The organism is Kitasatospora sp. NPDC001660 (assembly GCF_053596725.1).
In genome coordinates this window covers 126,624-140,547 of the sequence record NZ_JBSFGU010000013.1, presented here as the reverse complement: position 1 = coordinate 140,547, position 13,924 = coordinate 126,624, and the positions used below count along the sequence as shown (strand labels likewise).

Below are 13,924 nucleotides of genomic sequence, written 5' to 3'. Positions count from 1 at the left end.
CACCGCAGGACGAAGAGTCGGCTGCTACGACTGCTCCTACTGCTACGACGCTGCCGCGGCGGCGGTCTGGGCGTCCCAGAGCTCGCGGACGGCCTCGCGGAGGGTGCGGCGGGGGGTCCAGCCGAGGCTCTCGCGGGCGACGGTGACGTCGAGCTGCTGCCACTCGGTCTCCGGGCCGGTGCCGTCGGGCGCCGGGACCTCGGTGATCTCGGTGGGCACGCCGCTCTCCTCGATCAGCAGCTCGACCAGGTGGCGGGCGGTGGAGGCGGCGCCGGTGCCGACGTTGACGACGGGCGGGGCCGAGCGGTCGGCGGCGGCCAGCAGGACGGCGTCGAGGGTGTCGGTGAGGTCGACGAAGTCGCGCAGGGCGGTGAGCGGCTGGAGCGAGAGCTGCGCGGTCTCGCCGGCCAGGCGGGCGGTGTCGAGCTTGGCGGCCATCACGCCGAGCAGGCTGTGGCCGGGCTGGCCGGCGCCGACGACGTTGCCGAGCCGCAGCACGACGCCGCTGATCCGGCCGGCCTCGACGGCGCGCACGACGGCCTCGGTGGCGGCCAGCTTGAGCTTGCCGTACTCCATGACCGGGGCGGGCGGGTCGCTCTCGCGCTGGCTGGTGCCGACCGGGGCCATCCCGTACTCGTGCACGGTGCCGAGGTGGACCAGGCGGGCGGGGGAGGCCATGGCGGCGACGGCCTCGATCAGCCGCTCGGTGAGGACGACGTTGGCCTGGTACATCTGCTCGTCGTTCAGGCCCCACATGCCGCCGGCGGCGTTGACGACGGTGTCGATCCGCTCCCGGTCGAGCAGCGCGGTGAGCTCGGCGGGGTCGCCGCCGGAGAGGTCGAAGGCGACGAACCGGCCGGGCGCCGGCTCGGCCGGGGCCTTGCGGGCGAGGCTGACGACCTCGGCGCCCTGCGCCAGGAGGCGGGCGCCGAGCACCCGTCCGATGAAGCCGGTGCCACCGAGGACGGCCACCCGGGCCGGTGCCGTGTGCGAAGCGGTCATTGCGGGGACTCCAGGGGTTCGGGGGTCAGCGGGGACGGCGGGCCGTGCTGGTGGCGTTGCGCAGCAGCGTCTTCGCGCCGTCCCACTGGCCGGCGCGCATCGCGCCCGGGACCAGGGTGAGGGCGTGGATGCGGGCGGACAGGTGGATCCGGGAGGCGCGTGCAGCCCGCGGCCAGCCCTGCGCGTCGAGGCGGTCGGCGGTGTCGAGGAAGTAGCGCCGGGCCTCGGTGAAGCGGGTGCCGCTGAACGCGGACGAGGAGGAGATGCTGACGGCGTGCCGGCGGTACTGGAAGGCGCGGACGTCGTCGACGACCATCTGCTCGCCGGCCTGGAGCAGGTCGATGACCAGGGCGAGGTCCTGGATGATCTCCAGGTTGTCGCGGAAGCCGGTGGTCCTCACGGCCTCGGTGCGCCAGCAGATCGACGGGAAGTACAGCCAGTTGCCCTTGAGCAGGCTGACCGCGAGGTCCTCGCCGCCCATCAGGACGCGGCCCTGCTGCTTGGGCGCGTAGATGCGGCGCTTGGACTCGTCGGCGAGCGAGGTGCTCGGCCGGCCGTCGCTGCCGATGACCTGGACGCCGGGCTGGATCATCGCGACGCCCGGGTGCTGGGCCAGGATCGAGCGGATCGTGGCGACGTAGTTGGGCAGCATGACGTCGTCGGTGCCCATGAACACCATGTGCTCGTGCTCGGCCATGCCGAGGCACTTGCGGTAGTTGCCGGTGACGCCGAGGTTCTGCTCGTTGCGGAAGTAGCGCACCCGCGAGTCGCCCAACTCCGCGAACCACTCCGGGACTCCGGGCTCCTTGCCGTCGTCCACGACGGTCAGCCGCCAGTGCGGGTCGGTCTGGGCCAGGACGCTGCGGACCGCCTCCTGCATCAGTGCGACGTCGCCGTAGTACGGAAGCAGGATTTCCAGAGTGGTCATGGTGGAGGCACATCCGGTGGTCGGTTCGGGGCCTGCGGGCGGGAGCACGACCCCGCGGCGGGCCCATCATACTGAGCCCCGTACAGGCCCCCGCCGACGCCGATGCCCGGACCGCGGCCGCTGCGGGCGCCGGTCCGGGCATCGGTCGGGGTCAGCCGGCGCGCAGGCTCTCGGTGTACGCCAGGCACTTCTCGTAGTCCGGCAGCAGGCCACCGGCGATCGCGTCGGCGAGCGAGGGCGCGGCCGCGTCGCGGGCGGACAGCTGCGGGGCGTCGGTGGGCCACTCGATGCCGAGGTCCGGGTCGAGCGGGTGCACCGCGTGCTCGCCGGTCGGGTTGTACGTCTCGGAGCAGACGTACGACAGCGTGGCGTCGTCGGTCAGCGCGCAGAAGCCGTGGCCGAGGCCCTCGGCGATGTACACCGCCTTGCGCTCGACGTCGTCGAGGCGGACGAACTCCCACTGCTTGAAGGTGGGGGAGCCCACCCGCAGGTCGACGATCACGTCCAGGACGGCGCCGCGCACGCAGCTGACGTACTTGGCCTGGCCGGGCGGGACGTCGGCGAAGTGGATGCCGCGCACGACGTCCTTGGCCGACACCGACAGGTTGCCCTGGGCGAGGCGCAGCGGGTGGCCGACGACCTCCTGCAGGCGGTCGAAGCGGTACCACTCCATGAACAGGCCGCGCGGGTCGCCGTGCTGCTGCGGGGTGACCTCGACGGCGCCCGGGATGGACAGCTCGCGGAACTTCACTTGGCAGCCTCCTCGTCGAGCAGGGCGAACAGGTAGTCGCCGTAGCCGCTCTTGCGCAGCGGCTCGGCCAGCTCGCGCAGCTGCGCGTCGTCGATCAGGCCGGCCCGCCAGGCGGCCTCCTCGATGCAGCCGATCTTGAAGCCCTGGCGCTCCTCGATGACCCGGACGAACTCCGAGGCCTGGACCATCGAGACGAACGTGCCGGTGTCCAGCCAGGCGGTGCCGCGGTCGAGGACGGTGACGTGCAGCTCGCCGAGCTTGAGGTACTCCTCGTTGACGGCGGTGATCTCCAGCTCGCCGCGGGCGCTCGGGGTCAGGCCGCGGGAGATCTCCACGACGCGGTTGTCGTAGAAGTAGAGGCCGGGCACGGCGTAGCGGGACTTCGGGGCGTCCGGCTTCTCCTCGATGGAGATGACCTGGCCGTTGTCGTCGAACTCGACGACGCCGTAGGCGGTCGGGTCGGCGACCGGGTAGGCGAAGACCATGCCGCCCTTGGGGTCGGTGCGCTGGGCGAGCCGGGTGCCGAGGCCGCTGCCGTGGAAGATGTTGTCGCCCAGGATCAGCGCGACCGGCTCGTCGCCGATGAAGTCGGCGCCGAGGACGAAGGCCTGGGCGATGCCCTCGGGCTTCTCCTGGACGGCGTACTCCAGCTTCAGGCCGAACTGGGAGCCGTCGCCGAGCAGACGCTGGAACTGCTCCTGGTCCTGGGGGGTGGTAATGATCAGGATCTCGCTGATTCCCGCCATGACCAGGGTGGACAGCGGGTAGTAGATCATCGGCTTGTCGAAGACCGGGAGGAGCTGCTTCGAGACAGCCCGGGTCAGCGGCCAGAGTCGGGAGCCGGTGCCGCCGGCCAAGAGGATTCCACGCATGCCCCGCAGCTTATGTGAGGCCCGGGGGCGGTCCGGAAGCCCCCGTCGGCCCGGGGGATGGGGTTCGATCCGCCCCGGTAGACTGCCCGCACTATGCGCATCCTCGTCACCGGCGGCGCCGGCTTCATCGGTTCAGAGTTCGTCCGCCAGCTGCTCGGCGCCGACGCAACGGATCAGATCACCGTCTTCGACAAGCTCACCTACTCGGGCGTCGAGGCCAACCTGGCCCCGGTCGCCGGCCACAGCGGCTACACCTTCGTGCGCGGCGACATCTGCGACGCCGACGCCGTCGACCAGGTGATGCCCGGGCACGACGTGGTCGTGCACTTCGCGGCCGAGTCGCACGTCGACCGGTCGATCGAGGGCGCCGGCCCGTTCGTGGTGACCAACGTCCTCGGCACCCAGGTGCTGCTGGACTCGGCCCGCAAGCACGGCGTCGCCCGCTTCGTCCACGTCTCCACCGACGAGGTGTACGGCTCGATCTCCGAGGGCTCGTGGACCGAGGAGTGGCCGCTCGCCCCCAACTCCCCGTACTCCGCCTCCAAGGCCGGCTCCGACCTGCTGGCGCTCGCCTACCACCGCACCCACGGCATGGACGTGGTGGTCACCCGCTGCTCCAACAACTACGGGCACTACCAGTTCCCGGAGAAGGTCATCCCGCTGTTCACCACGAACCTGCTGGACGGCAAGAAGGTGCCGCTGTACGGCACCGGTGGCAACATCCGCGACTGGCTGCACGTCTCCGACCACTGCCGCGGCATCGAGCTCGCGATGCGCAAGGGCCGCGCCGGGCAGGTCTACAACATCGGCGGCGGCACCGAGCTGACCAACAAGGAGCTCACCGAGCTGCTGCTGCAGGCCGCCGGCGCCGACTGGTCGTCGGTCGAGCCGGTCGCCGACCGCAAGGGCCACGACCTGCGCTACTCGCTGGACATCACCAAGATCAGTGAGGAGCTCGGCTACGCCCCGCAGGTCCGTTTCGAGGACGGCCTCGCGGCCACCATCGCCTGGTACCGCGACAACCGCGCCTGGTGGGAGCCGCTGAAGGCCAAGGCCGCGCTGCGATGACGAACCCGGTGGCCAAGCTGCTGGGGGCACTGCCCCCTGGCGTGCGGCTCGTCGCGGGGGGCACCGTCGTGCTCGGTGCCTCCTCGTACATCTTCCTGGCGCTCGCCGGGCACGGCTTGGACACCACGCAGGTCGCCGGCGTCTCGATGCTGTGGACCCTGGTCATGTCGGTCGGGTACGGGCTGTTCTCGCCGGTCGAGCTGGAGCTGAACCGGCTGGTGGCCGCCCGCGACGTGGCCGGCCACGGCCCCGGCCCGGCCATCCGCCGGGTGCTGCTGACCACCGTCGCCGTGCTGGCCGTCGTGCTGGCCGGCGTCGCGGCGGCGGCCCGCCCGATCGCGGACCGCTTCTTCTCCGGCGACATCGGCCTGGTGGCCGGCATGGGCGGCGCCCTGGTCGGCCTGGCCGTCAGCTCGGTGGCCCGTGGCGCGCTGGCGGGCCTCGGCCGGTTCGGCGCGTACGGCCTCCAGCTGGGCGTCGACGGCGGCCTACGGATCGGCCTGGCCGCGCTGATCCCGCTGTTCGGCGTGCACTCGGCATTCGCGTTCAGCCTGATCCTCGTCGTGGCGCCGCTCGCCGCCTCGGTGATCGGGATGCGCTCGGTGCTCGCCGACCGGCGCGGCGGCCCGGCCCCGGCCTGGCGCGACGTCGTCACCGGGCTCGGCCTGCTGACCGGATCGACGCTGCTCGCGCAGCTCATGGTCAACGCCGCCGTGGTGAGCGTGGGCGTGCTCTCGCCGTCCTCCAAGGCACTGATCGCCGCGCTGCTCAACGCGGTGGTGCTGGCCCGGGTGCCGCTCTTCGCGTACGCGGCCATCCAGGCCTCGCTGGTCTCCTCGCTGTCCGGCGCCGCGGCGGCCGGCAACCACGCGGAGTTCCGCAAGGTCCTGCTGCGCACCGGCGGCATCGTCGCGCTGATGTGCACCGCGGCCGGCGTGCCGACGGTGATCCTCGGCCCGTGGGCCATCCGGCTGTTCTTCAAGGCGCAGGACGTGCTCGGTTCGGTCGACTTCCTGTGGCTGTCGCTCGGCACGCTCTGCTACATGCTCGCGACCGTCTTCGGCCAGGCGCTGCTCTCGCTCGGCCGCCACCAGCGGCAGCTGCTCTCCTGGCTCGTGGGCACGGCGGTGCTCGTCGCCGTCACCGCGGTGCCGGGGGCGATCGCGACCCGCGTCGAACTCGCCTACCTGACTGGTGCCGCCGTGAGCGCGGCTGCCATGCTATGGGCGCTGGCCCGGTCCCTGGCGGCTCCGGTCGCGACCGCGGTGGAGCCGGGTGCAACCATGGCGGCGCGTCAGTCGTCAGAAGTCTGACACCATCCGCGCGGGCCCCGTACAACCGGCGGCGGCAGTCCGTTTCGCCACGCCTTTTAAACTGTCGTTACTTTGGCCACGCCACACAGCCGCTGAAAGGCGCTCCCCGTCGTGCATCTCACCGTCATCACTTCGATCACCGGCGTGCTGGTGCTCGTCTACATCCTGGAGCTGCTGCGCCGACAGCAGCTCCGGGAGAAGTACGCGGCGATCTGGCTCGCGATCGGCGTCGTCGTCGCGCCGCTCGGGTTCTTCCCCACGATCCTGGACTCCACCGCCCGCCGGCTCGGCATCGCCTCCGGCGTCAGCCTGGTCCTGTTCGCGGGCTTCATCCTGGTGCTGATGGTCTCGCTGCACCTGAGCTGGGAGGCCTCCCGGCTCGAAGCCGAGACCCGCACGCTGGCCGAGGACGTCGCGATGATGCGCGCCTACCTGGCCGAGCACCACGACTACCCGATCGCGCGCAGCAACAACGACGCGGCCAAGGCGAACGACCCCGGGGTGACGGCATGATCGACGGCAAGCGGGTACTGATCATCCTCCCGGCCTGGAACGAGGCCGAGGGACTGCCCAAGATCCTCCGGGAGATCCAGCAGAAGCTGCCCGGCGTCGACACCCTGGTCGTCGACGACGGCTCGGTGGACGACACCGCCGCCGTCGCCGCGGCGCACGGCTCCAAGGTCGCCCAGCTGCCCTACAACCTGGGCGTCGGCGGCGCGATGCGCTTCGGCTACCGCTACGCGCACCTGCACGACTACGACATCGCACTGCAGTGCGACGCCGACGGCCAGCACGACCCGTCCTACGTGCCGTCGCTGATCGCCAAGCTCGACGAGGCGGACCTGGTCATCGGCGCCCGCTTCGCCGGCGAGGGCTCGTACAAGGTGCGCGGCCCGCGCTCCTGGGCGATGAAGCTGCTCTCCGTGGTGCTCTCCCGGGTCGCCCGCACGCGGCTCACCGACACCACGTCGGGCTTCAAGGCCTGCAACAAGCCGATGATCGAGTTCTTCTCGCAGTGGTACCCGGTCGAGTACCTGGGCGACACGATCGAGAGCATGGTCGGCGCCGCCCGCTGCGGCTTCGTGATCCGGCAGGTGCCGGTCGCGATGCGCGAGCGGACCACCGGTACGCCCAGCGCCTCCCCGATCAAGGCGACGATCTACCTCGCCCGGGCGGGCCTGGTGCTGCTGCTGGCGATGATCCGCCGGATGCCCAAGCACCTCAAGCTGATCCAGCCCGCCACCAAGCAGGCCGCGGGCAGGAGCCCGCAGCTGATCGGGCGCTGAGCACCTCCCGTACGCACCCCCGGGCCCGGCACGCCACCGCGTGCCGGGCCCGGCTGCTGCAACTGGCCGGATTCGGTGCGGCTACCATGATGGTCACGCAGCGTGTGGTATGGAGCCGGTCGTCATTGGGGCGGGGAGTTTCCGACGGCCGGCGTCTGCGTGCGGGTTCTGCGCGAGTCGTTGGCGTGAACTTCATGAATGGTCCGCAACGGCGGCGCTCCCGGCGCCCGCGGCCCCGCGATCAGACCGGACGGTCTGCCGGATCGATCACCGAGCCGGACTACCAGGGGGAGAGTCGAACTTCAGTGCAGATGTCAGCAGAGGCCGAGCACCGTAGTGCCCACGACAGCAGACAGCCCTTGGAGGGGCAGCAGCCGTCGGGGCTGCAGGGCCGCCTGATGCAGCGGTTCGACGAGCTCAGGAGCCGCCGCTGGTTCTGGCCGGCCGCGCTGGCCGCCGGGTACCTGGTCGAGGTCCTGATCCGCCTGGTGCTCGTCCGGGGCCTGAGCTTCCCGTCGGTCCACCCGGACGAGGACTCCTACCTCGTGCTCGCCCGGGTCCTGGCCGGCCGACCGACCACCGAGATGCCGGTCGGCGTGGTCATCCCCGGTGGTTACCCGCTGCTGATCTCCCCGGTGATGCGGATCGCCGACGACCCGGTCACGGCGTACCAGCTGATCCTCGGCATCAACGCCTTCCTCAACGCCCTGGTCTTCCCGCTGGCGTACCTGGCGCTGCGCCGCCTGGGCGTGCGCCGTCTGCTGGCCTACGTGTTCGCCGGCGCCACCGCGCTGCTGCCGCCGGTGGTCTTCTACTCGCAGTTCGTGATGTCGGACACCGTCCTCCCGGTGCTGATCCTCGCGTGGCTGCTCTGCATGCACGGCTGGCTCAGCGACGGGTCACCGAAGGGACGCCACTGGTACGCGGCCGGGATGGGCGCGTCCGCGGCCTACACGATGGCCACGCACGACCGTGGCGGCGTCGTGGTCGCGCTCACCGGTGTGGTCCTGCTCGGCGTGCTGGTGCTGCGCTGGGCGCCCTGGCGGACCACCCTGGTCGGCCTCGGCGCGCTCGGGGCCGGCGCGGTCGGCGCGAAGGCGTTCGCCTGGTGGCTGGAGAAGCAGTTCACCGTCCCGCCGAGCCAGGTCGGCACCTTCCTGCTGGACGGCCTGAAGAACCTCGACATACTCCAGCGCACGGTGACGCGCACGATCGGCCAGATCTGGTACTTCATCGTCTCGACCTGGGGCATCGCCGGACTGGCCGTCGCGGTCTGCCTGTTCGCGATCTTCAGCAGCCGCTTCGCGCGCCCGGACCGGATCGTCGGCGCCGTCATGGTCGCGCTGCTCTTCGGCACCGCGCTGGCCGCCGCCGCGGCCCTGCCGGACGACCACCGCATAGACGACTGGGTCTACGCCCGGTACACGTCCTACCTGATCCCCGTCGCCTTCGTGGTGGGCACCGCGATCCTCTGCCGGTTCTCCCGCAAGCGCCTCGCCCTCGCGGCGGCCGGCACGGCGGGGCTCACCCTGGCGCTCGCCCAGGGCGTGGTCCTGTCGGCCGGCTCGGAGCTGCGCACCCAGGTCTTCGTGCTCTGGGGCCTGCCGGACGTCTCGTTCCTGACCGCGGACTGGGACAAGCTCAACATGATGCGGGCGACCGCCGCCGCCTTCGTGATCCTCGCGGGCGTGGTCCTGCTGCTGGTCGCGGGCGGCCGCAAGGTGCTCTGGGCGATCGGCGTGTCGCTGTCGCTGTTCGCCTGCTTCGCCACCGTCACGATCACCGAGCAGGTCAGCCACCCGTTCTCGAAGGTGCGCAAGAGCTCCGCCACCGGCTTCACCCAGGCCGCGGGCCTGAAGCCCAAGGACAACCTGGTGATCGCCTGGGACATGGACTGGAGTCTGCGGATGGCCCAGCCCTACGAGGTCTACCAGGGCCGGGTCTGGTACCTGGACCCGCGCTGGCAGAAGGTCCCCGCGGAGGCCACGGCGATCGTCACGCCGCTGCCGGGCGACAACAAGCCGGCCGAGGCGTACTGGCCGGACCGGCCCTCGCAGTGGTACGTCGACCGCACCAACACCAAGGAGAACTGGATCATCTGGCGCAAGCACTGAGCGCCGGGGCACGTCGCGGAACCCGATCGGGGCCGGTGAGGTACACCTCACCGGCCCCGATCGGCATTGGCGACCGGGTACTGAGTCATCCTTCCGGCCCGGAGAGGGGGCGAGGGGGATGCCCAGGATCCTTCGGGAAGGAAGGCTGCGGTCCCACGGAGCGAACCGGCCGGCGGAGCCGACCACGGCGTGCAGCCGCCGGGCGTGGATCCGGCGAGCGGGGCGGTGAGGGGCGCCGTCGGCTTGCTAGCGTGTCGGGCGTGGACGTCGCGTCAGCAGTCCGAGGACGTTCGGTGACGACCGGGCGGCCCCGGCCGGCGCCCGCTGACCCCGCGCGCCCCGCCGAGCCGACCTGATCTGCGGCAGAGTGCCGCTTCACGGAAGCGAATTGACATGACGGATTTGGCACCGAACGTCGTCGGCGCCCCCTCCAGTACCTCGGACGGCGCTGGCGGCGCGGCGTCCGGCGGGACGTCGACGGCCCGGCCGGGCGGCCGCTTCGACCGCTGGACCGAGAAGCGCTGGGTCCTCCCGCTGGGGGAGGGCGTGGTCAGCGTCGTCGTCGCCCTCGGGTTCATGCTGCTGTGCACCCGCATCAGCGTCAACCCCGTGACCCGGATCGGTCAGGTCAGCGGCCTCGCCGGCATCCAGCAGTACGCGGCGCTGCTCGGCATCCCCGTCCTCGCGGCGCTGTTGTTCCTCGCCTACCGCGGCACGCTGCGCCACTACCAGGCCGCCCAGCGGCTGGCCTGCGCGGCCGTCGCGGGCCTGGGCACCGGTGTCGTCGCCGGTGGCATAGTGGTCGCCCTGCACGGCACGCCCTGGGGCCTGGGCGGCCAGGAGGGCGACCCCGGCAACCTCATGGGCATGGCCAACGACATGATGCGCGGCAGGGGCCTGCCCGGGGTGTACCCCCCGCTGTTCCCCGCCCTGCTCGCGGTCTGGGCCAAGCTCTTCCACCACGGCGTCGCCGGCGTGGGCCACGCGCTCAAGGACCTGCAGCTGATCCTCAGCGCGCTGGTCGGGCCGATGGCCTACCTCTCGTGGCGGATGCTGCTGCGCCCGTTCTGGGCGATGGCCGTCGCCGTGCCGGCCTCGATCGTCTTCCTCGACCCGATCCGCCCGTACAGCCACGGCTCCATGCTGGTGCTGCTGCCGCTGCTGGCGGCCTGCTTCCGCGAGATCCGCCGGGCCGGCGAGCTCTCGACGCGCTCGGCGGTGCTGCGCGGCCTCGGCTTCGGCGCCGCGTTCGGCGTGATGTTCCTCTGGTACTCGGGCTGGTACCTGTGGGCCGCGCCGGGCTCGTTCTTCCTCGCCCTGCTGCTGTTCCCGTGGCGCCGGGGCCGGGTCGCGATCAAGCGCGCGGTGTTCTTCCTCGGCGTCCTGCTGGTCACCGCCGCCGTGATCGGCGCGCCGCTGCTGTACCAGCTGGTCCGCCTGGGCGCCACGACGATGGACCGGTACGCCTACATCAACACCTACATCGACCCGGCCTACGTGATGGGCTGGGCGTCCGACCGCGCCGGCGACCTGAACTACCACGACTTCCCGGTGTCGGGCGAGCTGGCCGGCCAGACCGGTTTCGGCGTCCTGCTGCTCCTGGGCGTGGGCATCGGCGTGGGCCTCGGCCTGCGCAACGTCGTGGTCCGCACCGCGGGCTTCGTCCTCGCCGGCGCCTGGCTGCTGCGCTTCTGGTTCGCCTCGCACATGGAGCGCGACCAGGCCGTCCAGCTGTACCCGCGCACCACCTGGATCATCTTCTACTGCCTGATCATCCTGGCCGTCCTCGGCGTGATGCTCACCTACGAGCGCGGCTTCGGCTGGATCCGCGGCACGCTGGAGGAGGTCGCCCCGGCCCGGGCCGCCCGGATCTCGCCGCGCGCGATGTCCCAGCTCGCCGCCGGCCTGATCTGCGCGATCGCCCTGTTCGCGACCATGGGCGGCTCGTGGTCGGCCAACCGCTTCATGCCGTCCACCAACCCGGGCGTCGAGGACATGGGCCTGGACGCGCTGCGCGCCCACCTGCAGCAGCTGGACAACGGGCAGTGCCCCACGTACTCGCCGTACAAGGGCAAGCAGGCCTGCAACCCGATCAACATGAACCTGCACGAGTACACCTTCGGCCCGGACCAGAAGAAGCTCTACTGCGCCAACACGACCTCCAAGGACTACGACGTCGTGTGCGGCCGTCCGCCGGAGAACTGATCCCGTACGGGTGACGACCGGGGCCGGTGAGGAGCATCTCACCGGCCCCGATTGGCATCCGGGCTGCTCCATGTGGCAGTATGTCCAAGTTGCTCGGTTGAGTGCCGATGCTGCGCGCCTCCCGCCGGGAGGACCGGAAGCGAGTCCCATGTACTCGTCGTTCCCGTGATGGCCGTCAAGCGTGAGTTCTACGCCACGGCAGCTGCGGGGCGAAAGTACGGGAATCTTCCGGGAAGCGTGTGCGGGGCCTCGGCCCGGCTGCCCCCACCCCGAAAGTTCGAAACCGACGAGTTCTTCGCCGGTTTTTTGCAAGCGCGAGTGCGACACGCCCGAGCGCGGGGGTCGGAGGGGGAGTCGTGCAGCGACTAAGGACAAAGGACTACTGAGTAGCCATGGCGGGACAGAAGATCCGCATCCGGCTCAAGGCCTACGACCACGAGGTCATCGACTCCTCGGCGAAGAAGATCGTCGAGACGGTGATCCGTACTGGTGCGCAGGTCGCGGGCCCGGTGCCGCTGCCCACTGAGAAGAACGTGTACTGCGTCATCCGCTCGCCGCACAAGTACAAGGACTCGCGCGAGCACTTCGAGATGCGTACTCACAAGCGTCTGATCGACATCCTCGACCCCACGCCGAAGACGGTTGACTCGCTGATGCGTCTCGACCTGCCGGCGGGCGTCGACATCGAGATCAAGCTCTGAGAGGCGCACCGAAGATGGCTAAGCAGATTAAGGGCATCCTGGGCGAGAAGCTCGGCATGACCCAGGTCTGGGACGAGAACAACCGGGTCGTCCCGGTGACCGTCGTCAAGGCCGGGCCGAATGTCGTGACCCAGGTCCACACCGCCGACAGCCCGGCCGGCTACGACGCCGTCCAGATCGGCTTCGGCGAGATCGACCCCCGCAAGGTGAACAAGCCCCTCGCGGGCCACTTCGCCAAGGCCGGTGTCACCCCGCGCCGTCACCTGGTCGAGCTCCGTACCTCGGACGCCTCCGAGTACACCCTGGGCCAGGAGATCACCGCCGAGCTGTTCGAGGCGGGTGTCAAGGTCGACGTGACCGGCACCTCCAAGGGCAAGGGCTTCGCCGGTGTCATGAAGCGCCACAACTTCCGTGGTCTCGGCGCCGGTCACGGCACCCAGCGCAAGCACCGCTCGCCCGGTTCCATCGGTGGCTGCGCCACCCCGGGCCGTGTGTTCAAGGGCCTGCGCATGGCTGGTCGGATGGGCCACGAGCGTGTGACGACCCAGAACCTGACCGTGCACGCGGTCGACGCGGAGAAGGGTCTGCTGCTCATCAAGGGCGCCGTCCCGGGCCCGAACGGCGGCCTCGTCCTCGTCCGCACCGCGGCGAAGGGGCTGTGAGGAAATGAGCACCATTGACATCCTGTCGCCGGCTGGCGACAAGACCGGCAGCATCGAGCTGCCGGCCGAGATCTTCGACGCGAAGGTCAGCGTTCCGCTGATGCACCAGGTCGTCGTGGCGCAGCTCGCTGCGGCCCGTCAGGGCACCCACAAGACCAAGACTCGTGGCGAGGTCCGCGGTGGCGGCAAGAAGCCGTACCGCCAGAAGGGCACCGGCCGCGCCCGTCAGGGCTCGACCCGTGCGCCGCAGTTCGCCGGCGGTGGCGTCGTGCACGGTCCCGTGCCGCGTGACTACTCGCAGCGGACCCCGAAGAAGATGATCGCCGCCGCCCTGCGCGGTGCGCTCACCGACCGGGCCCGCCACAACCGCATTCACGTCATCACCGACGTGACCGCGACCGAGGCGCCGTCGACCAAGGCCGCCAAGGGCCTGTTCGGCAAGATCACCGAGCGCAAGAACGTCCTCCTGGTCGTCGAGCGCGCGGACGAGCTGGGCATCAAGTCCGCTCGCAACCTGCCGAACGTGCACATCCTGGACGCCGGTCAGCTGAACACCTACGACGTGCTCGTCTCCGACGATGTGGTCTTCACCCAGGCCGCCTTCGAGCGTTTCGTGGCCGGTCCGGCCGCGTCCGCCAAGGCCGTTGCCGCTGAGGGCGAGCTCGAAGGGAGCGCCGCCTGATGAGCGACGTTACGAGCAAGACGTTCACGGACCCCCGTGACGTCCTGGTGAAGCCGGTCATCTCCGAGAAGAGCTACAGCCTTCTCGACGAGAACAAGTACACGTTCATCGTGTCGCCGGGCGCCAACAAGACCCAGATCAAGCAGGCCGTCGAGGCGGTCTTCTCGGTCAAGGTCGAGGCTGTCAACACGATCAACCGTCAGGGCAAGCGCAAGCGGTCCAAGACGGGCTTTGGCAAGCGCAAGGACACCAAGCGCGCCATCGTGACGCTGGCCGAGGGCAACCGCATCGACATCTTCGGTGGTCCGGTCTCCTGAACCAGGAGATCGTGATCGTCGAT

At 70.6% G+C, this 13,924-nt stretch carries 14 protein-coding genes; 10 read left to right on the top strand and 4 right to left on the bottom strand.

Going from position 1 to position 13,924, the window contains the following annotated elements; all coding sequences use genetic code 11:
• Nucleotides 1-42 precede the first annotated feature (42 nt).
• The 4 genes from ACWCXH_RS17005 to rfbA all read right to left on the bottom strand — a co-directional run bounded on the left by ACWCXH_RS17005 (nucleotide 43) and on the right by rfbA (nucleotide 3,553).
• Nucleotides 43-1,002 (bottom strand): NAD-dependent epimerase/dehydratase family protein, encoded by a 960-nt coding sequence (locus tag ACWCXH_RS17005; protein WP_449802201.1) that lies wholly within the window; start codon nucleotides 1,000-1,002, stop codon nucleotides 43-45.
• 25 nt (nucleotides 1,003-1,027) lie between these two features.
• Entirely contained in the window at nucleotides 1,028-1,930 is a 903-nt protein-coding gene (locus tag ACWCXH_RS17000) for a glycosyltransferase family 2 protein (protein WP_449802200.1), read from the bottom strand.
• A gap of 151 nt (nucleotides 1,931-2,081) precedes the next feature.
• Nucleotides 2,082-2,681, bottom strand: a complete 600-nt coding sequence (locus tag ACWCXH_RS16995; protein ID WP_449802199.1) for a dTDP-4-dehydrorhamnose 3,5-epimerase family protein — start codon at nucleotides 2,679-2,681, stop codon at nucleotides 2,082-2,084.
• On the bottom strand, nucleotides 2,678-3,553 hold the full coding sequence (gene rfbA / locus ACWCXH_RS16990; protein ID WP_449802198.1) for a glucose-1-phosphate thymidylyltransferase RfbA: 876 nt from the start codon (nucleotides 3,551-3,553) through the stop codon (nucleotides 2,678-2,680). The genes ACWCXH_RS16995 and rfbA overlap by 4 nt, the downstream gene beginning before the upstream one ends.
• A gap of 93 nt (nucleotides 3,554-3,646) precedes the next feature.
• Between rfbA and rfbB the strand changes: the two genes are divergently transcribed.
• The 10 genes from rfbB to rplW all read left to right on the top strand — a co-directional run bounded on the left by rfbB (nucleotide 3,647) and on the right by rplW (nucleotide 13,901).
• On the top strand, nucleotides 3,647-4,621 hold the full coding sequence (gene rfbB / locus ACWCXH_RS16985; protein ID WP_449802197.1) for a dTDP-glucose 4,6-dehydratase: 975 nt from the start codon (nucleotides 3,647-3,649) through the stop codon (nucleotides 4,619-4,621).
• On the top strand, nucleotides 4,618-5,934 hold the full coding sequence (locus ACWCXH_RS16980) for a hypothetical protein (RefSeq protein WP_449802196.1): 1,317 nt from the start codon (nucleotides 4,618-4,620) through the stop codon (nucleotides 5,932-5,934). The genes rfbB and ACWCXH_RS16980 overlap by 4 nt, the downstream gene beginning before the upstream one ends.
• A gap of 111 nt (nucleotides 5,935-6,045) precedes the next feature.
• Nucleotides 6,046-6,447: a DUF2304 domain-containing protein gene (locus ACWCXH_RS16975; RefSeq protein ID WP_359962256.1), complete on the top strand. Its 402-nt coding sequence runs from the start codon at nucleotides 6,046-6,048 to the stop codon at nucleotides 6,445-6,447.
• Nucleotides 6,444-7,220: a glycosyltransferase family 2 protein gene (locus ACWCXH_RS16970; protein ID WP_449802195.1), complete on the top strand. Its 777-nt coding sequence runs from the start codon at nucleotides 6,444-6,446 to the stop codon at nucleotides 7,218-7,220. Before ACWCXH_RS16975 ends, ACWCXH_RS16970 begins: the two co-directional genes overlap by 4 nt.
• 359 nt (nucleotides 7,221-7,579) lie before the next feature.
• Nucleotides 7,580-9,334, top strand: coding sequence for a phospholipid carrier-dependent glycosyltransferase (locus ACWCXH_RS16965; protein WP_449802194.1), 1,755 nt, complete (start codon nucleotides 7,580-7,582; stop codon nucleotides 9,332-9,334).
• A gap of 393 nt (nucleotides 9,335-9,727) precedes the next feature.
• Nucleotides 9,728-11,539, top strand: coding sequence for a hypothetical protein (locus ACWCXH_RS16960; protein ID WP_449802193.1), 1,812 nt, complete (start codon nucleotides 9,728-9,730; stop codon nucleotides 11,537-11,539).
• A 392-nt stretch (nucleotides 11,540-11,931) separates the two neighbouring features.
• Nucleotides 11,932-12,240, top strand: coding sequence for a 30S ribosomal protein S10 (rpsJ, locus tag ACWCXH_RS16955; protein WP_012785157.1), 309 nt, complete (start codon nucleotides 11,932-11,934; stop codon nucleotides 12,238-12,240).
• Nucleotides 12,241-12,254: 14 nt separating this feature from the next.
• Nucleotides 12,255-12,902: a 50S ribosomal protein L3 gene (gene rplC / locus ACWCXH_RS16950; RefSeq protein ID WP_153460994.1), complete on the top strand. Its 648-nt coding sequence runs from the start codon at nucleotides 12,255-12,257 to the stop codon at nucleotides 12,900-12,902.
• A 4-nt stretch (nucleotides 12,903-12,906) separates the two neighbouring features.
• Entirely contained in the window at nucleotides 12,907-13,584 is a 678-nt protein-coding gene (gene rplD, locus ACWCXH_RS16945) for a 50S ribosomal protein L4 (protein WP_449802192.1), read from the top strand.
• Nucleotides 13,584-13,901, top strand: a complete 318-nt coding sequence (gene rplW, locus ACWCXH_RS16940; protein ID WP_030280768.1) for a 50S ribosomal protein L23 — start codon at nucleotides 13,584-13,586, stop codon at nucleotides 13,899-13,901. The genes rplD and rplW overlap by 1 nt, the downstream gene beginning before the upstream one ends.
• Nucleotides 13,902-13,924: the final 23 nt, after the last annotated feature.